Here is a 19970-nt window from a genome sequence, read left to right on the forward strand (position 1 = left end):
GCTGTGCGTCGTCCCGTTCTTCCTCATCGTGACCGCGCTCGCCGGCGGGTCCGCGGCAGCGGACCTGACCCGGCGCTTCGGCCTCAGCCAGGCGGCCGCAACCGACGTCGGCCGCCTGGTCGGCGCCTCGAGCACCACGTCCTCCGCGGTGACGGGGATGTCCTGGGTCTTCTTCGTACTGGGCGGACTGGCCGGGGCCACCGCGATCCAGCAGCTCTACCAGCGAGTCTTCGACCTCCCGCCCCGCAGGGGGCTCGACGTCGTCCGCGCGCTGGTCTGGATCGGCCTGGTCGTGGGCCTGATGTTCGCCGTCTCCGGGGTGAGCCCGGGGCTGCGCCACAGCGCACCGGCGCTGTACTGGCTGTTCATCCTGGTCTCCTCCAGTTGCTTCTTCTGGTTCTCGATGTGGTTCCTGCTGGCCGCGCGGATCCCCTGGCGTAGGCTGCTGCCCTGCGCCGTCGCCACCGGCGCCTGCTGGACGGGCATGACGGCCGTCTTCTCGGCCGTCCTCTCCGGGATGATCGTCAGCTACGACAGGAAGTACGGGCCCATCGGGGCCGTGTTCGCCTTCATGTCGCTGTTCATCGCCATCGGCGTGGTGCTCATCCTGGGCGCCGCGCTGGGTCTGGTCTGGTCCGACCACGGCCTCTCGTTCCGCGGCGCCCTGAAGAAGCTGAGGCGGAGCCCGTGAGCGGCAGCACCAAGGCGGAGCACCACCCGCCCGCCCCGACCCGTCTCACGCGCCGCCGGATCACCTGGATGGCGGTGCGGTCGGCGGGGTCGATCGCGGTGCTGGTGGCGCTGTACTACGTGATGCCCCTGGACCACTCCTCGTTGCCGGTCACCATCACGATCCTGCTGCTCGGGCTGGCCGGGTTCGTGGGCCTGGTCGTGTTCCAGGTCGGCCGGATCGTCCGGTCGTCGTTCCCGGCGGTGCGGGCGGTGGAGGCCCTGGCCACCAGCATCCCCTTCTTCCTGCTGCTCTTCGCCTCCACCTACGTCGTCCTGGCCGCGTTGTCCGCGCGCAATTTCGGCGGGCACCTGAACCACACCGACAGCCTGTACTTCACCGTCACCGTGTTCGCCACCGTCGGTTTCGGCGACATCACCGCCAAGTCGGAGCTGGCCCGCCTGGTGGTCACCGCGCAGATGCTCGCGGATCTCGTCGTCCTCGGGGTCGCGGTCAGGGTGACCCTGGGCGCGGTGCGGCACAGCCAGCAGTGGAAGGGACCGAAGTGACCTTCCGGAAGGCGACCTTCGTCTACCACGTCGGGCCGGACGGCAACGTCGTCCGCCGTGGAACGCGCCGGCACCGCAAGCACCAGCGTCCGGCCGCCGGGTCCACGTGGTGGGCGCCCGCGGCACGCGGCTGGTGGATCGCCGTCCTGTTCGCGATCGGATCCCTGCTCTTCGCGATCGGGTCCGTTCCCGGGTACGCCGACGCCGTGGGCACGCGCGGCGACACCGTCACCTATTTCGTCGGCTCGCTGTTCTTCACCTCCGCCTCGTTCCTCTGCTACCGAGAGGTGGTCGACGCCTCCTCCGCCGTGCAGAACCCGCACCACCGCCGGTTCTTCGTCCTCCAGCCACGCAGGATCGACTGGTGGGCCACCGGAGTGCAGCTGGTCGGCACCGTCTACTTCAACATCAGCACCGGGCTCGCCATGGCCGAGGACCTGTCCGCGACGACTGCGCACCGACACGTGTGGCGGCCGGACGCGATCGGCTCGGTCTGCTTCCTCGTGGCCAGCGCGCTGGCCTGGTACGAGGTGTGCCACGGCTGGCTCGCCTGGCGTCCCCGGGTCTGGTCCTGGTGGATCACGCTGGCCAACCTGGTCGGATCCGTCGCCTTCGGCGTCTCCGCGGTGGCCGGCTACATCAATCCCGTCACGGGCCAGGTCCATGACGTGGGCCGGGCGAACACGCAGACCCTGATCGGCGCCGTGTGCTTCTTCGTCGGCTCCGTCCTGCTGCTGCCCGAGCGAACCGAGGAGACGGTCACCGAGCAGTAGCCCTGCGGCTCGTCACGCGTGCAGGCGCAGGACCTCACCGGGCCTGATCCGGTCGGGATCGCCGCCGATGGTCTGCCGGTTGAGCTCGAAGAGTGCAGGCCAGCCGCCGACGACGTGGTTCGCGGCCGCGATGCTCCCGAGGGTCTCACCGGGCCGGACCGTCCAACCTCCACCGGGTTCGGGGCTCTGGCCTCGTCCCTGCACCGCGTCGTGCGGTCGGCACGCGCAGGCGCCGCGGCTGCCGCAGACGGGCCAGGGCTGCAGGCCACGGCGGCCGGCGAGATGGCTGGCGATCGCGATCTGCTGGTTCTTGTCGGCGAGGTCCGCGCGGGGCGCGTACGCGAGGCCCCCGTAGGCCCGCCAGGTCGCCTGGTTGAACTGCAACCCGCCGTAGTACCCGTTGCCGGTGTTGATCGCCCAGTCACCGCCGCTCTCGCAACGCGCGATCTTGTCCCAGTCCACTCCGCTCCTGCTCTCGTGCACGGCGACCGCTCGCGCGTTTTCGGCGTGGGCCTGCGGCACGAACGAGATGAGCACGGCCAGCGAGCAGAGGACGAGCAGGAACAGTTCCAGGGCCTTGCGCGGCAGAGAAGCAGACGGCAGCACGGGCACTCCAGACCTTAGACAACAGGGGCACGGGCACCGAAGTGCCGCTCTCTCAGCGATGCACTCCGCTCACGCAGATCGTCGGACGACACGACCGCGCGTCCCCCGTCCGGACGCGCCACGTCACCCGGTCGCCGCACTCGGGTTTGCCGCGGCACCGAACGTCTTTCATGACTATCTCGGTGCTTTTGAGGGGTCTTCATGGTTCCGTCCCGGTGCATGTTCGCTGCACGAGTGAAGAAGGCCGTCGCGCTCGGAACGGCCGCTGTGGCGCTGGCCGGCGGTGCGGTGCTGGAGTCGTGGCGCTCAGCCGCGCCGCGCCCGGATCGCGGCAGGCTCCCGCCGGGCGATCCTGCACAGCTCGTCCGGGAGTCCGGTCCGACTTCTAGTGTCGTGCCCCCGGCCGTGTCCTCACGGACGGTGACGTGCGGGCGCTCGGGGTAGGTCGCGGGATGCCCATGACGAAGCGGCCCCCGACCGGTTTTGCTGGTCGGGGGCCGTTCTCGTGCGGAGTCTGTGGGATTTGAACCCACGGTGACATCGCTGCCACGACGGTTTTCAAGACCGTTCCCTTAGGCCGCTCGGGCAAGACTCCTGGTGTGGACGTGGTGATCGTATGCGATCACGGTCCACGCCAGGGATCTTCTCATGAGTTGGCCCGCGTGTGGCGACGATTACTGGTTGTCACCGGTTCGGGAGCCGAGGGTCAGGGTCGTGGTGTGGGTCTGGCCGTTGCGGATGAAGGTGACATTGACCTTGTCGCCCGGGTGGTGGGCCCAGATCTCGCTGACGAGGGTGGGGCCGGAGTCGATGATGACGCCGTCGAGGGAGGTGATGATGTCTCCCGGCTTCAGGCCGGCCTTGTAGGCGGGGCCGCCCGGGGTGACCGGCGGGGTGCCCTGGACGGAGGTGCTGTTGATGCGGGCGCCGTCGCCGGTGTAGGAGTCGTCGCGCAGGATGCCGATGATCGGGTAGACCGGGGTACCCGTCTTGATCAGCTGCTGGGCGACCCACCTGGCCTGGTTGATCGGGATGGCGAAGCCGAGGCCGATGCTGCCGGACTGGCCGCCGCCCGAGGTCTGGCCGGTGGACTGGATCGCCGAGTCGATGCCGATGACCTGGCCCTGGCCGTTCATCAGCGGACCGCCGGAGTTGCCCGGGTTGATCGAGGCGTCGGTCTGCAGGGCGTTCATGTAGGACGTCTGCGCGCCCGTCTCGTCGCCGGAGGCGACAGGGCGGTTCTTGGCGCTGATGATGCCCGAGGTGACCGTGCCGGACAGACCGAAGGGCGCACCGATGGCGATCGTGGTGTCACCGACCTGGACGGCGTCGGAGTCACCGAGGGGGAGGGGGACCAGCTGCTCCTTCGGGGTGGAGTCCAGCTTGATCACTGCGACGTCGTAGCCCTGGGCCCGGCCCACGACGGACGCGCCGTAGCTGGACCCGTCGGCGAACTTCACCGTCAGCTTGCCGCCGCCCAGCGAGGGCGCGACGACGTGGTTGTTGGTGAGGATGTGGCCCTGGGTGTCGAAGACGAAGCCGGTGCCGGTGCCGGACTCGGAGGAGCCGGTCGCCTCGATGGTGACGACGCTCGGCAGCGCCTTCTGCGCTATCGCGGCAATGGAGCCCGCCGGACGGCTGAGCGCCTTCGGGTCGGTGGAGCTGGAGACCGTGGTGCTGGCGTCGGCGCCGCCGGAGTTGCGGCTCTCCAGCCACGCGCCGAGGCCGCCGCCGAGGCCGCCCGCGAGGATCGCGGTCGCGGCGAGCACGGCGATGAACGTGCCACGACGGCTGCGCCTGGGCTTCTCCACCGGGACGCCCGCGCCGTAGATGCCGTAGGGGGCGCTGCCGCCGTAGGGCGGCTGACCGCCGAAAGCGCCGCCCGTGGCGGTGGGCGGCGTGGTGGGGGGAACCGGCGGGACCGGCGGAGCGCCGTACGGCTGAGTGGGCGGCTCGGAGTACAGCTGCGCGGTCGGCTGCGTCGGCGCCTCGGCCGGAGCGGCAGGCGACTCGGAATGAGCCGTCGACGGGAGCGGAGCGGTCGGCGCCTCGGCCTCCGGCCGGTACGGCGGGACGGGGGGCTCCGGCAGCCGCTCGGTCGGCGCGCCGTCGCTCACCGTCTCGAAGGCGGCGGCGCGGGGCGCCGGATAACCGGCCAGATCGGGGTCGGCCGGGGGCTCGACCGGGCTGCTCGCGGGCGACTGATCCACCGGACGATCCGTGCTGTCCGCCGGAACCGCAGCGGGGGCAGGGGACGGCGTCCCCTCGGGCGCGCCCTCGTGCTCGGTGCTCACGAACGACCTCCTAGTTGAGGGACCAACGGCCCTAGCATTCCGCACACGTTGTCGGGGCATCGTAAGTCCCAGCCGTGGGCACGGCACCCGCTTCTCCGTCCGAGCTGCGGCGATTGCTCTTGGCCCAGCCGACGGGACGGCTTACCATGCCGTCGAACACACGCATCATATGCGCGGGAGCTCGGACCTCATTCCGGGCTGAGAGGGCAGCAGGCCGCAGACGCGGCGGGGCCGCCGACCGCCTGAACCTGACCGGGTAATGCCGGCGTAGGGAGCTCTGAAGACGGCCATGTCCGCGACCCTTGACGACAGGGACGCCACCACGGCGTCCACCGCCGCCCGCCCCGAGGCGCCACTCGTCCTCGACACCGCGCCCCCGCGCACCCTGGGCTTCCGGGACCAGGCCGCGTTCTGGGCCAACCTCGGCGTCAGCCTGATCGGCTTCTCCAGCGCCGCCACGGTGATGGTCAACGCCGAGGGCAAGAACCTCGCGCTGGCCGCCTCGATCACCGCGATCGTGGTCGGCACCGTCGTCGGCACCCTGATGCTGGCGCTCGCCGCCCTGATCGGCGCCAGAACCGGCGCGCCGGCGATGGCCGTGCTGCGCGGCCTGTTCGGCACCCGCCTCTCCTACGTGCCGACCGTGCTGAACATCCTGCAGTGCATCGGCTGGGGCGTGTACGAGCTGATCGTCATCACCCAGGGCGCCCAGGCCCTGTACGGGGGCATCCCGCGCTGGGTCTACGTCGTCCTGGCCGGGCTGCTCACCACGACGATGACGATCTGGCCGCTCGGCTCGATCGCCGCGCTGCGCCGCTACGTCGCGATCGCGGTGGGCGCCTCGATGCTCTTCTTCACCGTCCAGCTGGCGCGCCACGGCGTGCACAACCCCGGCGGCGGCAACTGGAACGGCTTCCTGCAGGCCACCGACTACGTGATCGCGGTCTCCATCTCCTTCGTGCCGCTGGCGGCCGACTACACGCGCCACTCGCGCAGCGGCAAGGGCTCGTTCTGGGGCACCTTCACCGGCTACACCGTCGCGCAGGTCTGGTGCTACGTCGTCGGTGCGATCGCGCTGACCCAGGTGGGCGGCGACCCGAACAAGATCTTCTCCACCTTCACCGGGCTGACGGCCGGCTGGCTCTTCTTCCTGGTGCTGGTGCTGCGCGAGGCGGACCAGTCCTTCGCGAACGTCTACTCGACGGCGATGTCGATCCACAACCTCTTCCCGAAGGTGGACCGGCGCTGGCTGACGCTGGGGATCGGCGCGATCGTCACGGCGGCCGCGCTCTCGATCGACGGCTTCACCAACACGTACTACGCGTTCCTCGGCCTGATCGGCGCGTTCTTCGTGCCGCTGCTGGCGGTGCTGGCGGTCGACTTCTTCCTCGGCAGCGGCAAGGACGGCTGGGACATGAGCGAGCAGGCGCCCACGCGCTGGCTGATGCTGCTGCCCTGGACCCTCGGCTTCGTGCTCTACGAGCTGATCAACCCGGCCGCGCTGCCCTACGCCTGGTGGACGAACCTCTGGGCCGACCTGCAGAAGTACACCCACATCCACCCGACCTCGTGGACCTCGGCCTCGCTCTTCTCCTTCCTCATCGCGGGCGGCGTCACGCTCGCGCTGACGCCGGCGCTGCGCAGGCGGGCGGACCGGACCGCCGCCTGAGCGGCCCCGCCCGCCTCGGACCTCGTTCACCTCCGCGCTCGTTCACCTCCACGACACGGACGCCACCTATGGTGGTGGCGTGCACAGCCAGCCCAGTTCTCGTCAGCCCAGCTCCCGCACGGTCGTCCCGAACCGCGCGCAGACGACGGTCATCGCCCACCGCGGCGCCTCCGGCACCTACGCCGAGCACACGCTGGCCGCGTACCAGCTGGCCCTGGAGCAGGGGGCGGACGGCCTCGAGTGCGACGTGCGGCTGACCGCCGACGGGCACCTGGTCTGCGTCCACGACCGCACCGTCAACCGCACCTCGAACGGGCGCGGCGTGGTCTCCACCCTGGAGCTGGCCCAGCTCTCCGAGCTCGACTTCGGCGGCTGGAAGGCGAACGGCGCGGACGCGCCGGAGGAGGCCGACTGGACCTCTCCCGAGCACACCCGGGTGCTGACGCTGGAGCGCCTGCTCGAACTGCACGCCGACGCCGGTCGCCGCGTCGAGCTGGCCATCGAGACGAAGCACCCCACCCGCTACGCGGGCCTGGTCGAGAAGCGCCTGCTGGAGCTGCTGCACCGGTTCGGCCTGGTGCCGAGCCGCGCTGACGGCCCGTCGCCGGTCCGCGTGATGAGCTTCTCGCAGATGTCCCTCAAGCGGGTCCGGCAGATGGCGCCGGAGCTGCCGACGGTCTTCCTGATGGAGCGGGTCCTGCCGTGGCTGCGCGACGGCGCCCTTCCCCACGGCGCGCGGATCGCCGGCCCCGGCATCGACCTCGTCCGCGCCAACCCCGGCTATGTCGCCGCACTCCACCGCGCCGGTCACCGCGTGCACGTGTGGACGGTGGACGAGCCGGAGGACGTCGAACTGTGCCTGCGCCTGGGCGTCGACGCCATCATCACCAACCACCCGCGGCGGGTTCTGGACCAGCTCGGACGGTGACGCGGGTGGTGGGGTTCATTCCGGCCAGTGGCCCGATCCATTGGTCCGGAATGGCTGGAAATTCCCCTGGATCCTGGCTGGATCGATTTTCGAAACCACCTTTCGAATGCTCAGCGTGACAAGGTGGTGACGCGCTGTGAAATGCGCTCCCTGTGCCCGTCGCAAGCCCCCGGAAAGCGCACAGGCTGGCCTTGTTTTCCGTTTTCGACTTGCCCCCACCGGGCATTCACACCCTGGCGCAAGACGAAGGAGGAGGTCCGGGGGTGGCCGTGGTGGTGGCGCATGATGTGCCGACTTCGTCGTCGACCATGGCAGTACCTCATGGTCCGGAGAGTGTGCGTACCGCGCGACGGAGGCTGCGGGAGGACCTCGGTGAACACCTGGTCCCTGAGCCCGTGATAGACGACGCGGTGCTGATCCTGTCGGAGCTGCTCAGCAATGCCTGCCGGCATGCGAGACCGCTCGACCGGGAGCAGCTGGTCGCGCAGGAGCGCGAAGAAGTGCTGGTCGGTTGGGAGTTGCACAGCGACGGCCTGCTGACCCTGGAAGTGACGGACGGCGGCGGCCCGACGCGGCCGCGACGCGGGAACCCCTCGCTGACGTCCAAGGGCGGCCGGGGGCTGGGGATCGTCTGCCAGCTGGCCTCCGACTGGGGCGTCCGCGACAACGCGCCGGGCGAGGTCACGGTCTGGGCGGTCCTCCGCGTCCGCGCCCGCCACGCCCGCCGCGAAGAGCCCCCGGCGGCCGCGGCGAGCTGAGGCGCCACGTCAGGGGCGTGGGAAGTGCGCGAGCGACCCCCCGCTGTGCGAACGGCCCCGCGCACGGGCGCGTGGGGGACCGTCTGCTCGCCACCGCGTGCGCGCGGCAGGTCCGCTGCCCCTGGATCGTGCAACCATCCGGGGCGGCGAACCTGCCGCGCGCACGCGGGCACAGCCTCGCGCCCCAGGACAGGGCAAAAGCTCTAGGCTCTCCTGAAGGAACTTCGTTCCCCTCCACGTTCCGTTCCATCGGGAGTACGCACCATGGCCAAGAAGAAGGCCCCCCTCCGGACCGCCGCGGCCGTTGCCGACGGGCCGGTGCCCGTCGTCGGCGCGCGGGAAGCCTGCCCGTGCGGGTCCGGGCGCCGTTACAAGGCGTGCCACGGGCGGGAGGCCGCACACGCCGTCGCGGAGCTGGTGCAGCGCCCGTTCGAGGGACTGCCGGGCGAGGGCGACTGGGTCGCCCTGCGCGAGCTGGTGCCCGCGGCCACCGTGCCGCTGACGGTGAAGGCGGAGGTCCTCGCCACCGCCGTGGGCGAGGTCCCGTCCGTCACGCTGGCCACCGTGCTGCCCATGGCCTGGCCGGCCATGCGCCGTCAGGACGGCGCCGTGCTGCTGGGTCTGCAGACGCAGACCTCCTCCGGCGACCTGAGCCGGGACCTCGCGGACGCGCTGCTCCAGGCGCTGGCCACCGAGCCGGGCAACCCGGTGCCGCCGCGCCGCCCCGCGCCGGGCGGGCCGCGTCTGCAGGAACTGCTGGACCTGGACGCCGCGTTCGAGCCGGAGGTGCACACCGGCTTCGAGTTCTGGCTGGAGGACCCGGCCGCCGCGACCGGCGAGGTCGCCGCCTCGCTGGAGCAGGCCAACGCGGCGATCATCCCGACCGCGAAGCTGGACTCGGTGCCGGAGGCCTACTGGTGCGCCGCGCCGGACCGCAACCACCTGCGCTGGGTGATGCCGCACGAGGAGGAGCGCCTGCTGGACGCGCTCGCGCGCCTCGCCGCCGCCGGTGAGGCGTCCCTCGGGGAGGGCACCAAGCTGGTCGGTTCCTTCCGGGCGCACGGCCTGGTCGTGCCGGTGTGGGACCTGCCGCAGTCGGTGGCCGCGGCGGACGTGGAGAAGCCCGCCGCGCAGTTCGCGGAGCGCCTCGCCACCGCGCTGGCCGCGACCGAGCCGCTCACCCCGGAGCAGCGCAAGGCCCGCGCTTCCCTCACCAGCCGTCAGGTGACCCTGAGCTGAATTGGTATCACTTTCGGCGTTCGGCACACGTCCGAACTCGGTGATCTCCGTCACATTCGACTCGAGGAGTCGATAATTCCGTACAAACTGACGCCCTCAGGGAATTTGCTTGGGAGCCAGAATTTGTTACGGTTTGAACAGCCCGGTCGCTGGTGCATCCCCCGTCGCCAGCGGCCGGGCCTTTTGCGTCCCGGGTTTCTCTGAGACTTCTCAGGGCGCGAGCGTCGCCCCGTCGGGAGCGGCCACGCTCGCCGCGACCAACGCCTCCACCAGATCGCCGACCGCGGGCAGCCACGGTGTCCGCCGGGCGGACTCCGGACGGCGGACCCAGCGCAGCGCACCGGCCGCGGTGCGCGAGGGCGGCAGCACGACGTAGCCGCCGGGACCGTGGTAGCGCAGACTGGTCGGCACCCACTCCTGGGCCTCCAGCAGCTCCGCGAGCTCCGCGAACGAGTAGGGCGCGACGAGCAGCACATAGCGTGTGGGCGTGGTGATCACCGGCCCGGTCGGGACATGGAGGGCGTCGAAGTAGTCCAGCACTCTCGCGCCCGCCTCGGCCGGCAGGCTGAGCGCGCAGACGTCCGTGCCCGTGGCGACGATGACCGGCGCCTGCGGACGGCGCGACCACCACCAGCGGATCATCCGGGCGTCCGTGGTCGCCGCGAGGAGCTTCGGGTCGTGCGGATGGACCCCGGGGATCAGGCAGTCGGGCCGAGGGCAGCGGCACGCGCCCCCGGCGTCGAGGCCGACGCCGGGAAGCACCGGCCACCCCCACCCCTGGGAGGCGATCCTGGCCGCACCGAGCAGTCGGGCCCGGGAGCGGAGTCGACTGACCTTGTTGACGAGCGTTGATACCCCGCGCATGAGCACTCGTTCCTTTCCGTGACGGTCAAGGATCGGTACGTGACCTCGCGCAACGAGAAGCGCACCAGGCCCGCCGTGCTTGTGCCGCCCGACAGGCCAAGGGCGCGGGGTGGCGTTGACGTCCGGCTACGGACCAGAACTGCGGCCCGGACCACGCCGCCCCTGTCGGTTCTCTACCCATCGGTGGCACATGCGAGCACGTTCTGGGACGAGACTGACGCATCGTCCGGTATGACGCACGGTGAGCGGCAATGGTTCCTCCGTTCGGGGTATTCCCCCCACGGGGTCCGAACAGGTCTGCTAGTGAGCCCGAGGCGGGGGTGTCGGAAGGCGGCGGGAACCGTACCATCCGGGGATGGCCCCCGATTCCGCATCGGCCCACGAGGCTGACTCCGCATCAACTTCCGCGTTCGAAAACGAAGAAGCGGTCGAGGCCGCGCCCGAGGCAGTCGTGGTGGTGCAGGCCCACAACGACGCGGGCCGGATCGCGCTGACGGTGCTGACGGCGCGCTCCCTGCCGGGGGTGCGCGCGGTGCTGGTCCTGGAGTCCGGCTCGACCGACTCCACCCGGCGGGTCGCCGCCGACAGCGGTGCGGTGCTGCTGACCGACGCCTCCCAGCTTGCCGGATACGCGCCCCTGCCGCTGCTCTTCGTCGATCCGGGACGGCAGCGGAGGATGCCGGAGGCCCTGGAGCTGCTGGCGCCCGTGGTCGCGGGGACCGCGGACGCGACGGTCGCGGTCGCTACCGAGAGCGACCGCGGGGATGCGGCGGCGCGACTGGCCCGGCGCGGTCTCAGCCGGGTGGGCCTCACCCTGCCGGGCGTGCTGACCGGAGAGTACTGCCTCAGCAGCACCGCGTGGTCACTGAGCTGGCCACCGGCAGCGGGCGCGGGCGAGCTGCCGGGCGTCGTGTCGGATCTGCTGCGCGCCGGTCGGGTGGTCCGACCAATCGCACTCGAAGCACCGCGCCCGCTGCCGGGCCGCGGCTGGAAAGGCCGCCGACAGGTGGCAAAAGCCCTGCGCGAGCGCCGCGGCAAGCCACGCGCGTAGCGTTCCGGCCGACGGAACTCGCTCTGATAAACGATCATTCGCACCGATGTTTTTCGGCCAAATATTCGGGCAAAGACACCAACCACCTGGCAGCGGACAGTTCTGGACATCACCCGATCGGTGTGTGTAGAAGAGACTCATTAATTGCCGTATGGCATGACATGGGGGTGCATAGTGATTCAATTCAGACAATCCACTAAGAATCCGGCATCACTCTTCGTAGTTTTTGCAGGTGCGGACCATGGCTGAGCCCCAGACCACGACGCCGCCCACCGCCCTGGGCCTCCCCGCGCCCACCAGCCCCGCTGAAACGATCAGCGGGGAGCAGGTCTGCGCCATGCGCGAGCGATCCGCCGACCCCCTGGCTGATCTGACCACCCTCCACGACCTCACCGACCGCCTCAGCACCGCCCCTGACCTCGCCACGGCGCTCGCCGGTGTCCTCGCCGACGGCGCGGCTCTGGTCGGCGCCCGCCGCGGCATGCTGCTGCTGGCGCACCCCTTCACCACGCTGGGCCTCGGCCTGGACCGCGCCGCGCTCGGCGCGCTGGAGACCGTCCCCGCCGCGCAGGTCCTGCGTCCGAGCGGCGGCGAGCCCACCGGCGACCGGTTCCAGGAGGTCGCCGGCGGGCTCGGCATCGCCGCGTCGTACGCGCAGCCGCTGGACGACCTCGGCTCGGTGGTCTGGTTCTACGACACCCCCGTCCAGCCGAGCGAGCGCGAGCAGCGCCTCATCGGCCTGTACTGCGCGTCCGCCGCGCGCCTGCTGCGCAAGGAGGTCGACCGCGACCACCTGCGCCGGACGGCCGACGCGCTGCGGCGCGGCCTGCTGCCCAACGCCCTCCCGCGCGTGGCCCAAATGGCGCTCGCCACGCGCTGCGTCCCCGCGGGCCTCGACGGAGCGGGCGGCTGCGACTGGTACGACGCGATCGCGCTGCCCGAGGGCGCCCTCGCGCTGAGCGTCGGCAGCGTGACCGGCGGCGGTCCCGACTCCGCGGCCGCGATGGGCCGCCTGCGCGCTGCGCTGCGCGCGTACGCGGTGCTGGAGGGCGAGGACCCGGTCGCCGTCCTCGGCGATCTGGAGCTGCTGCTGAAGAGCACGGAGGCCGCCCGCACCGCGACGGCGCTCTACGCGTACATCGAGCCGGGCGCGCGGCGGCTGTCCCTGGCCGGGGCCGGCCAGTGCCCGCCGCTGCTGGTCACCTCGTTCGGCGCCTCGTTCGTGGAGACCTCGCTGAGCGCGCCGCTGGGCATGCTGAGCTGCTGGGAGGCGCCGGGCGTCGAACTTCGCGCCGACCGCGGCGACGTGCTGCTGCTCTACACCGACGGCCTGGCCCGCCGCTGCGGCAGGTCCCTGCACTCCGGCCAGGGCCGCCTGCGCGCCGCGGCCTCGGAGGCGCCGCGCGACGTCCGCCAGGACCCGGAACGTTTCTGCGACTACCTGCTGGAGACCTGCGTCGGCACGTCACAACCGGAGCCGGGAGAGGACGACCTGGTGCTGCTCGCCGCACGCTTCGAGTAGCGGCCCACGAGGGGCGGACACGCCCGCCCGGGGTGGTGCGGCCACCCGGGGCGGAAAAAGTTACCCAACAACTGTTATGAACCGGCCGTTCCGCCGTACCCTTGTACGGACCGCGTGCCCAGGACACCCCTGACATTGGTGCGCGCGTTCCCCGTACCACGAGGAGGCGACAGAGCGTGACCGAGGAGAACCTCGCGCCCGAGGAGACCGAAGAGGCCGCGCCGCAGGCGATCAAGCAGCGGAAGAACGGCCTCTACCCGGCCATCTCCGACGAGCTGACCGCCGTCATGAAGGCCGGCTGGGCCGACACGGAGCTGCGGGACCTCGTCCCGGCCGAGCAGTCCGCCTACGCGGCCAAGCGGCGCGCCGCGCTCTCCGCGCGGTTCCCCGGCGAGCGGCTGGTGATCCCGGCCGGGAACCTGAAGACCCGCTCGAACGACACCGAGTACAGCTTCCGCGCCGCCACCGAGTACGTGCACCTGACCGGCGACCAGACCGAGGACGCCGTCCTCGTCATGGAGCCGCACGGCGACGGGCACGACGCGTACCTCTACCTGCTGCCGCGCTCGGACCGCGAGAACGGCGAGTTCTGGCTGAGCGGCCAGGGAGAGCTGTGGGTCGGCCGCCGTCACAGCCTCACCGAGGCGGAGACGCTGCTCGGTCTGCCGGCCAAGGACGTGCGCAACGCCGCCGAGGAGCTCGCGGAACGCGCCGAGGAGTACCCGGCCGTCACCCGCGTCGTGCGCGGGCACGACGCGAAGATCGAGGCCGCGCTCGCCCCGCACACCACCAAGCACGGCGACAGCGAGCTGACGGTCTTCCTCAGTGAGCTGCGCCTGGTCAAGGACGAGTGGGAGATCGCCCAGCTGCAGGACGCGTGCGACGCGACCACCAAGGGCTTCACCGACGTGGTGCGCGAGCTGGCGCAGGCCGTGGCCACCTCGGAGCGGTGGATCGAGGGCACCTTCTTCCGGCGCGCCCGGGTCGAAGGCAACGACGTGGGCTACGGCTCCATCTGCGCCGCCGGTCCGCACGCCACCACGCTGCACTGGGTCCGCAACGACGGCCAGGTCCGCCCCGGCGAGCTGCTGCTGCTGGACGCGGGCGTGGAGACGACGACGCTCTACACCGCCGACGTCACCCGCACCCTGCCGATCAACGGCGCCTTCGACGAGCTGCAGCGCAAGATCTACCAGGCCGTCTACGACGCCCAGGAGGCCGGCATCGCGGCTGTGAAGCCGGGTGCGCGCTACCGCGACTTCCACGAGGCCTCGCAGCAGGTGCTGGCCGAGCGGCTGGTCGAGTGGGGCCTGGTCGAGGGTCCGGTGGAGCGGGTGCTGGAACTCGGCCTGCAGCGCCGCTGGACCCTGCACGGCACCGGCCACATGCTCGGCCTGGACGTCCACGACTGCGCCCAGGCGCGCGTCGAGTCCTACGTCGACTGCGTGCTGGAGCCGGGCATGGTCCTCACCGTCGAGCCGGGCCTGTACTTCCAGGCCGACGACCTGACCGTGCCGGAGGAGTACCGCGGCATCGGCGTCCGGATCGAGGACGACATCCTGGTCACCGTCGACGGCAACCGGAACCTCTCGGCTGCGCTCCCGCGCTCGGCCGACGAGGTCGAGAACTGGATGGCGAGCCTCACGTCCTGAGGACGAAGGCCCGCCACCGGGTGCGGCGGCTACGCGGCCCTGCCGAAGGCGCTGCGGTAGGCCGTCGGCGTGGTCCGCATCGTGCGGGTGAAGTGGTGCCGGAAGGTGGCCGCGTTGTCGAAGCCCACGGCGCAGGCCACCTCGTCGATGGGGGCGACGCCGCCCTCCAGCAGGGGCAGGCTGGCGGCGATCCGCTGTGCCGTCACCCAGCGCATCGGGCTGGTGCCGTTCCTGCGGGCGAAGTGACGCAGGTAGGAGCGCTGCGACATGCGTGCCGCACGGGCGAGCTCCGGAACCGTCAGCGGCTGGGCGAGGCGTTCCAGCGCCCAGGCCATGCTGTGGGCCACTCCGTCGTCCTCGGCCCGGAGGGGGCCGACCGCGGCCTCGATGAACTGGGCCTGGCCGCCGTCGCGGTGGGGCGGGACGACGAAGCGGCGCGCGACCGCGTTGGCGACCCGCGCGCCGTGGTCCGCGCGGACCAGATGGAGGCACAGGTCGATCCCGGCGGCGCTGCCCGCGCTGGTGAGGACGTCGCCGTCGTCGACGTAGAGGACGTCCGGGTCGACCGCCACCTCCGGGTACCGCGCGGCCAGCAGCTCGGCGTGGCGCCAGTGCGTCGTCGCCCGTCGGCCGGTCAGCAGGCCGGCGGCGGCCAGCGCGAACGCTCCGGAGCAGATGGAGACCAGCCGGGCGCCGCGCGCGTGCGCGGTGCGCAGCGCATCGACGAGCGCGGGGGAGACCGCGCCGCCCGCGTCCGGCACCCCCGGAACGATCACGGTGTCCGCGGTGGCCAGGGCGTCGAGGCCGTGCGCGGCCCGCAGGGTGAACCCGCCGACCGCGCGCAGGTCCCGGGCGGGCTCCTCCGCGCACACCTTCAGCTCGTACCAGGGCAGTCCGCCGAGCTCCGGTCGTGGCAGGCCGAACACCTCGACCACGACCCCGAGTTCGAACGGGGCCATGCCGTCGAAGGCCAGCACGGCCACGGTGTGCGCGGCCTCGGGGGCTCGACGGAGGACGAGGTCAACGGCCATGGCCGGAGCTTATCCGGGCGTTACAGAACCCGGACGGTTCGCATAGGGATCAGAGACGCGGCTCACGCTGTAATGGATCCGTCGGCGGCCGGGGCCCCGACGAGATCGGCGGAAGCCACCACACCACGCTCCCTGGGGGGTCCTGTCATGCGCGCTCTTCGTTCGTCACGCGTCGCCACGTTCGCCGCTGTCACCGCCGCCGCGCTCGGTCTGGCCGCGGGTGCCGCGGGTTCGGCGAGCGCCGCGACCTCGCCGTGGCTGACGGGCAGCCAGATGCCGCAGAACACCTACTTCCACTGGCAGGCGGAGCCGCAGACGCGCTACACCACGACCGGTGACTTCCAGTGGCTCTACACCTGCGGCTCAGGCGACCCGATCCGCGAGCTGCACACCAGCTCCGTCTCGGCGGAGCAGTTCGGCGCCAAGGCGCACGACGTGCAGGGCGGCCAGATCCTGTTCCACTTCTCCAGCTCCGCCAAGGCGTCCGCCGCGCTCAGGAAGATCGAGTCCGACTACGCGACCTGCGTGGGCCGCATCGACCACGGCGCCGTCGACGAGAACACGGGCAAGGCCGTGCACGCGGGCGTCGAGCGCACCGCCTGGCTGCAGTCCGGCGTCTCCTACCGGGTGGAGATCCGCAACAACCTGGGCCGCCCGGCAGCCCTCCCCGACCTGCCGTCCGACGCGCAGGAGTTCTTCGTCCAGCGCGGCGACACGATCTCCTTCGTCGACATCGAGGGCGGAAACCGCTACGTCGACGTGACCAAGGGCTCGCTGAACGTCCTCAAGACGATGGCCGCGCGCCTCGGCTGAACGCTGAACCACGCGGCCATGCCGCCGATCGACCCGTTGGGCCGCGGTCCTCATGGACCGCGGCCCAACGCTGCGTCGTCCCGGGCGCTGCCGGGCCCGAGCGCTCAGTCGTCCCGGATCAGCCGTCGGCGCTCTCTCCGCGGTCCGCGTTGGCCAGGACGGCGGCGCGGAACCAGGCCGCCGCGCCCGGCGCGACCTTCTCGTAGGTCTCCGTGAAGCGCGGGTCCCCGACGTACATCTCGGCCATGCAGCGGTGCATGCCGTACGAGACGTCGAAGAACCGCTGGGTGATGTGCTGCCGGTGGTCCTCGGCGATCCGCATCGCCTGCTCGCTCCCGGGCGCGACCCCGGCCGCGATCGCCTCGGCGATCCGCCGGTTGAGCGCGTCGCCCTCGGCCTTGATCTCGACCCAGTCCTCCTTGGAGTACCGGGCGGCGCGCTGCTGGGACACCTTCCAGGCGTCGGTGTCGCCCCAGCGCTGCTCCGCCTCGTCCTGGTGGTCGACGTAGTCCTCGCCGAAGACCTCGAACTTCTCCTCCGGGGTCAGTTGGATCCCCATCTTCCTCGCCTCCAGTGCGTGTTCCACGGACGCGACCATCTCCTGGAGCCGTTCGATCCGCCCGAGCAGCAGGCTGCGCTGGCGGCGCAGGTGCTCGCCCGGGCTGACCTCGGAGTCGTCCAGGATGGACGCGATGTCGTCGAGGGAGAAGCCGAGTTCGCGGTAGAAGAGGATCTGCTGCAGCCGGTCGAGGTCCGCGTCGTCGTACCGGCGGTAGCCGGACGGCGTGCGGGCGCTCGGGCAGAGCAGCTTGATCTCGTCGTAGTGGTGCAGTGTGCGCACGGTGACCTTGGCGAACCGCGCGACCTGACCGACCGAGTAACTCATGGGGCCCCGCTCCTCTCCCTCTCGTCACCCAGCCTGCGGCCTCACGTGACGTGAGGGTCAACCGGGTTCCCGAGCGGGAGGCGCGGCAGGGGGAGCGGGTCAGGAGGCGTGGGCAAAAGGACGACCACGGCGCTCGCCGTGGTCGCGGTAGGTGAGGGTCCGGTCGAAGCAGACGCTCGCGCCGGACCGGGGGTGATTGCGGAACTGGACGCTGTCGGAGAGCGCCCGGATCAGGAACAGTCCGCGGCCGCTCTCGGCGCACAGGTCCGGCGCGGCGGCCTTCACCGTTCGGTTGGCTGCGGCCGTCCCGGCCGGCCTGGGGCCGGTGGCCTGCACCCGGCGGCGGCCGCTGCGGCGCACGCGGACGGCGAAGCCCGGCCCCGAGTCGGCGACCTCGATGCGCAGCCGGTCCCCGATGATCGCGGCGGTGACCTGGAAACCGTCGTCCCCGGACCCGGCCTGCTCCGGCCCCGCGTGCTCCACCGCGTTGGCGCACGCCTCGCTGAGTGCGACGCCGACCTCGTAGGAGACGTCCGGGTCGACCCCGGCGGCCGCCATGGTCTGCAGCAGGATCCGTCGGGCCAACGGGACACTCGCCGGCTCACGCCGCAGGTGCAGAGACCACCAGATGTCCACGAAAGGCTCCTCCTGGCTGCGGCACCACATACCAGTAGGTATTGCCGACCCGCCCGGGAACGAACCGCTTCGCTCGGATCCTGTCGCCCTCTTGGCGGAAAGAGGGAGTGCACGGGCGCACAGGGGGCGCGCAGAGCGCGGGAGAAGAAGGCCGTTGACCCCGGGCGCCGCGCCGGAGCCCAGGCGCCCGCGTGCCCGAAGCGGTGCGGCGCCTGTCAGTTCCCGACCCGGGGCTCTGCTTCGTACGCGCCTCTGAGAGACTGGCGGGCGTCATGGCCACCCCCGGCGCCTCCGGCGCGAACAGCCTCGACCTTCGCGTGTTGCGGGCGCTGCCCTTCGCGACGGTCTGCGTCCTGGTGTCCGCGCTGGGACATGTGTGGGCGGGCGGTGGGCCTGTTCCCCTGCCGACGTTGCTGGTCGGGCTCGTGCTGGTGGCGCTGCCCGCCGCCGCGCTGGCCGGTCGGGAGCGCGGGCTGCCCGCGATCGCGAGCGGTCTCGCCGTGGGCGAGCTCGGGCTGCACACCCTGTTCCATCTGACCGCCCAGGGCGGCGGCGCGATGGCGGGGATGCCCGCGATGGCCGGCAGCAGCTCGGACCCGATCGCGCGTCTCGCCGCCTCGCTCCTGTGCGGACCGCTGCCGCAGGGCAAGACCGCGTGGCAGATCGTCGCCGACGCCGGTCTGGACCCGCACCTCTACGCCGCCTCGCTCCCCGCGTCCACCGCGACCACGCCGTGGACGCTGCTCGGGCTGACGCCGGCCATGCTGGTCGGCCACCTGCTGGCCGCCCTCGTCGCCGGCTGGTGGCTGCGGCGCGGCGAGGCCGCGCTGTTCCGGCTGCTCGCACTGGCCGTCGAGCCGCTTCGCGCGCTCGTCCGGCAGTTGGTCGGCCTGCTCACGGCGGTCCTCGCCGGAGCCGCGCACGCGGCCGGGCCGCGTTTCGCGCACCACGCGGACGAGCCGTGGCGGCTGCCCGGCAGTCTGCACCTGCGTCACCAGTTGGTCCGCCGCGGCCCGCCGCGCGCTCTCCTGGTCTGACCGTCCCGCCGCCGCGCGGAGCACGGCAGACCCTCGCCTTACTGCACCGAGCTCCGCACCCGCGGGGTTCCCCTCCACGCCCTCCGCGCGTCGACGTCGCCTCCGACCTGTCATCTGTTATCGAGGCGGCGACACCACGGACCAGGCTTCGCACAGGCTTGAGGAGAGATCCACACCATGCGTACGCGCACCGCACTTCGCACCCATGTCCGCCGCCTCGCCGTCCCGGCCACCCTCGCCGCGGGCGCCGTGCTGCTGATCGCCGGACCGGCCTCCGCCCACGTGACCGTGCAGCCGGGCCAGGCCACGGCCGGAGCCGCCGACCAGGTCTTCGCCTTCCGGGTGCCGAACGAGTCGGACACCGCCTCGACCGTCGAGGTCGACGTGCACTTCCCCACCGACCACCCGATCGCCTCCGCCCTGGTCGGCCCCGTCGCGGGATGGACCAGCCAGGTGAAGACGACCAAGCTCACCACGCCGATCCAGACCGACGACGGCCCGGTCACCGACGCCGTCTCGGAGATCATCTGGACCGGCGGCAAGATCGCTCCCGGCCAGTACCAGGACTTCACCGTCGACTTCGGCCAGCTGCCCACGGACGCCAAGCAGCTGGAGTTCAAGACGCTGCAGACCTACTCGGACGGCACCGTGGTCCGCTGGATCGACACCCCGGCCACCTCGGGCGGCGCCGAGCCGCAGCACCCCGCGCCCACGCTCGACCTGACCGCGGCCGGGTCCGGCTCGACGTCCGGCAGCACGAACGTCAAGACCACGGCCGCCAGCGGTCAGACCACCACCGCCGCGAGCTCCGGCGACAGCGACGACGCGGCCCGCGTGCTCGGCGGCGTCGGCGTGGCCGTGGGCGTCGCTGGCGTGGTGCTCGGCTTCCTCGGCTGGCGTCGTGGCGGGCGCGGCAGCGCCTCCTGACCCCGCGGCCGGGGGCCGGGCACGAAGTCCGCGCCGGCCCCCGGC

At 71.8% G+C, this 19970-nt stretch carries 19 protein-coding genes and 1 tRNA gene; 13 read left to right on the forward strand and 7 right to left on the reverse strand.

Features of this window, described 5'->3' with window-relative positions:
- The 3 genes from TR48_RS13530 to TR48_RS13540 form a co-directional block, all read left to right on the forward strand.
- Positions 1-691 (forward strand): YhjD/YihY/BrkB family envelope integrity protein (locus TR48_RS13530; protein WP_042366564.1); only part of this gene is annotated, 691 nt, incomplete at its 5' end.
- Complete coding sequence (locus tag TR48_RS13535; protein ID WP_052442648.1) at positions 688-1239, forward strand: potassium channel family protein; 552 nt, start codon at positions 688-690, stop codon at positions 1237-1239. The genes TR48_RS13530 and TR48_RS13535, both read left to right, overlap by 4 nt.
- Positions 1236-2012 (forward strand): hypothetical protein, encoded by a 777-nt coding sequence (locus tag TR48_RS13540; protein WP_052442649.1) that lies wholly within the window; start codon positions 1236-1238, stop codon positions 2010-2012. The genes TR48_RS13535 and TR48_RS13540 overlap by 4 nt, the downstream gene beginning before the upstream one ends.
- Before the next feature lie 12 nt (positions 2013-2024).
- Here the strand turns inward: TR48_RS13540 and TR48_RS46490 are convergent, their stop codons facing one another.
- The 3 genes from TR48_RS46490 to TR48_RS13555 form a co-directional block, all read right to left on the reverse strand.
- Complete coding sequence (locus TR48_RS46490; RefSeq protein WP_052442650.1) at positions 2025-2618, reverse strand: LysM peptidoglycan-binding domain-containing protein; 594 nt, start codon at positions 2616-2618, stop codon at positions 2025-2027.
- A 508-nt stretch (positions 2619-3126) separates the two neighbouring features.
- A tRNA-Ser gene (locus TR48_RS13550) sits at positions 3127-3213 on the reverse strand.
- A gap of 79 nt (positions 3214-3292) precedes the next feature.
- Positions 3293-4912 carry a S1C family serine protease gene (locus tag TR48_RS13555; RefSeq protein ID WP_042366565.1) on the reverse strand — a complete coding sequence of 540 codons (1620 nt, stop codon included), beginning with the start codon at positions 4910-4912 and terminating at the stop codon, positions 3293-3295.
- A 289-nt stretch (positions 4913-5201) separates the two neighbouring features.
- Here TR48_RS13555 and TR48_RS13560 point away from each other — a divergent pair, with 289 nt between their 5' ends.
- The 4 genes from TR48_RS13560 to TR48_RS13575 all read left to right on the forward strand — a co-directional run bounded on the left by TR48_RS13560 (position 5202) and on the right by TR48_RS13575 (position 9506).
- Positions 5202-6581, forward strand: coding sequence for a purine-cytosine permease family protein (locus TR48_RS13560; protein ID WP_042366566.1), 1380 nt, complete (start codon positions 5202-5204; stop codon positions 6579-6581).
- A gap of 151 nt (positions 6582-6732) precedes the next feature.
- The gene (locus TR48_RS13565) at positions 6733-7509 is read left to right on the forward strand and encodes a glycerophosphodiester phosphodiesterase (RefSeq protein WP_042366720.1); all 777 of its coding nucleotides are present in this window, start codon (positions 6733-6735) and stop codon (positions 7507-7509) included.
- A 263-nt stretch (positions 7510-7772) separates the two neighbouring features.
- The gene (locus TR48_RS13570) at positions 7773-8267 is read left to right on the forward strand and encodes an ATP-binding protein (RefSeq protein WP_052442651.1); all 495 of its coding nucleotides are present in this window, start codon (positions 7773-7775) and stop codon (positions 8265-8267) included.
- Between the two features lie 264 nt (positions 8268-8531).
- Positions 8532-9506, forward strand: coding sequence for a DUF5926 family protein (locus TR48_RS13575; RefSeq protein WP_042366568.1), 975 nt, complete (start codon positions 8532-8534; stop codon positions 9504-9506).
- Between the two features lie 210 nt (positions 9507-9716).
- Here TR48_RS13575 and TR48_RS13580 read toward each other — a convergent pair whose 3' ends face one another.
- Positions 9717-10370, reverse strand: a complete 654-nt coding sequence (locus tag TR48_RS13580) for a bifunctional DNA primase/polymerase (protein WP_042366570.1) — start codon at positions 10368-10370, stop codon at positions 9717-9719.
- Positions 10371-10725: 355 nt separating this feature from the next.
- Between TR48_RS13580 and TR48_RS13585 the strand changes: the two genes are divergently transcribed.
- The 3 genes from TR48_RS13585 to TR48_RS13595 all read left to right on the forward strand — a co-directional run bounded on the left by TR48_RS13585 (position 10726) and on the right by TR48_RS13595 (position 14595).
- A complete protein-coding gene (locus TR48_RS13585; protein WP_152627951.1) occupies positions 10726-11421 on the forward strand; it encodes a hypothetical protein in 696 nt (231 codons plus the stop codon).
- Positions 11422-11662: 241 nt separating this feature from the next.
- A complete protein-coding gene (locus tag TR48_RS13590) occupies positions 11663-12943 on the forward strand; it encodes a PP2C family protein-serine/threonine phosphatase (protein ID WP_042366573.1) in 1281 nt (426 codons plus the stop codon).
- Between the two features lie 176 nt (positions 12944-13119).
- A complete protein-coding gene (locus tag TR48_RS13595; RefSeq protein WP_042366575.1) occupies positions 13120-14595 on the forward strand; it encodes an aminopeptidase P family protein in 1476 nt (491 codons plus the stop codon).
- A gap of 29 nt (positions 14596-14624) precedes the next feature.
- On the opposite strand, the gene TR48_RS13600 is transcribed toward TR48_RS13595, so the two are convergent.
- Entirely contained in the window at positions 14625-15626 is a 1002-nt protein-coding gene (locus TR48_RS13600) for a helix-turn-helix domain-containing protein (protein ID WP_042366577.1), read from the reverse strand.
- Positions 15627-15773: 147 nt separating this feature from the next.
- Here TR48_RS13600 and TR48_RS13605 point away from each other — a divergent pair, with 147 nt between their 5' ends.
- Entirely contained in the window at positions 15774-16439 is a 666-nt protein-coding gene (locus tag TR48_RS13605) for a hypothetical protein (RefSeq protein ID WP_042366578.1), read from the forward strand.
- A 118-nt stretch (positions 16440-16557) separates the two neighbouring features.
- Here TR48_RS13605 and TR48_RS13610 read toward each other — a convergent pair whose 3' ends face one another.
- Together TR48_RS13610 and TR48_RS13615 are read right to left on the reverse strand one after the other, a co-directional pair.
- Positions 16558-17325 carry a MerR family transcriptional regulator gene (locus TR48_RS13610; protein WP_042366579.1) on the reverse strand — a complete coding sequence of 256 codons (768 nt, stop codon included), beginning with the start codon at positions 17323-17325 and terminating at the stop codon, positions 16558-16560.
- A 99-nt stretch (positions 17326-17424) separates the two neighbouring features.
- A complete protein-coding gene (locus TR48_RS13615; protein WP_042366580.1) occupies positions 17425-17961 on the reverse strand; it encodes an ATP-binding protein in 537 nt (178 codons plus the stop codon).
- A 272-nt stretch (positions 17962-18233) separates the two neighbouring features.
- Here TR48_RS13615 and TR48_RS13620 point away from each other — a divergent pair, with 272 nt between their 5' ends.
- Both TR48_RS13620 and TR48_RS13625 read left to right on the forward strand, forming a co-directional pair.
- Entirely contained in the window at positions 18234-18998 is a 765-nt protein-coding gene (locus TR48_RS13620) for a hypothetical protein (RefSeq protein WP_042366581.1), read from the forward strand.
- A gap of 177 nt (positions 18999-19175) precedes the next feature.
- Positions 19176-19925 (forward strand): YcnI family copper-binding membrane protein, encoded by a 750-nt coding sequence (locus TR48_RS13625; protein WP_042366582.1) that lies wholly within the window; start codon positions 19176-19178, stop codon positions 19923-19925.
- Positions 19926-19970: the final 45 nt, after the last annotated feature.

The sequence above is a fragment of the Streptacidiphilus neutrinimicus genome, from assembly GCF_000787815.1.
Taxonomy (GTDB): Bacteria; Actinomycetota; Actinomycetes; order Streptomycetales; family Streptomycetaceae; genus Streptacidiphilus; species Streptacidiphilus neutrinimicus.

Excerpts from the sequence above, each read along its gene's own strand:
- TR48_RS13560 (WP_042366566.1), top strand. The coding sequence starts at position 5,202 with ATGTCCGCGACCCTTGACGACAGGGACGCCACCACGGCGTCCACCGCC.
- TR48_RS13575 (WP_042366568.1), top strand. The coding sequence starts at position 8,532 with ATGGCCAAGAAGAAGGCCCCCCTCCGGACCGCCGCGGCCGTTGCCGAC.
- TR48_RS13580 (WP_042366570.1), bottom strand. The coding sequence starts at position 10,370 with ATGCGCGGGGTATCAACGCTCGTCAACAAGGTCAGTCGACTCCGCTCC.
- TR48_RS13585 (WP_152627951.1), top strand. The coding sequence starts at position 10,726 with ATGGCCCCCGATTCCGCATCGGCCCACGAGGCTGACTCCGCATCAACT.
- TR48_RS13590 (WP_042366573.1), top strand. The coding sequence starts at position 11,663 with ATGGCTGAGCCCCAGACCACGACGCCGCCCACCGCCCTGGGCCTCCCC.
- TR48_RS13600 (WP_042366577.1), bottom strand. The coding sequence starts at position 15,626 with ATGGCCGTTGACCTCGTCCTCCGTCGAGCCCCCGAGGCCGCGCACACC.
- TR48_RS13605 (WP_042366578.1), top strand. The coding sequence starts at position 15,774 with ATGCGCGCTCTTCGTTCGTCACGCGTCGCCACGTTCGCCGCTGTCACC.
- TR48_RS13610 (WP_042366579.1), bottom strand. The coding sequence starts at position 17,325 with ATGAGTTACTCGGTCGGTCAGGTCGCGCGGTTCGCCAAGGTCACCGTG.
- TR48_RS13620 (WP_042366581.1), top strand. The coding sequence starts at position 18,234 with ATGGCCACCCCCGGCGCCTCCGGCGCGAACAGCCTCGACCTTCGCGTG.
- TR48_RS13625 (WP_042366582.1), top strand. The coding sequence starts at position 19,176 with ATGCGTACGCGCACCGCACTTCGCACCCATGTCCGCCGCCTCGCCGTC.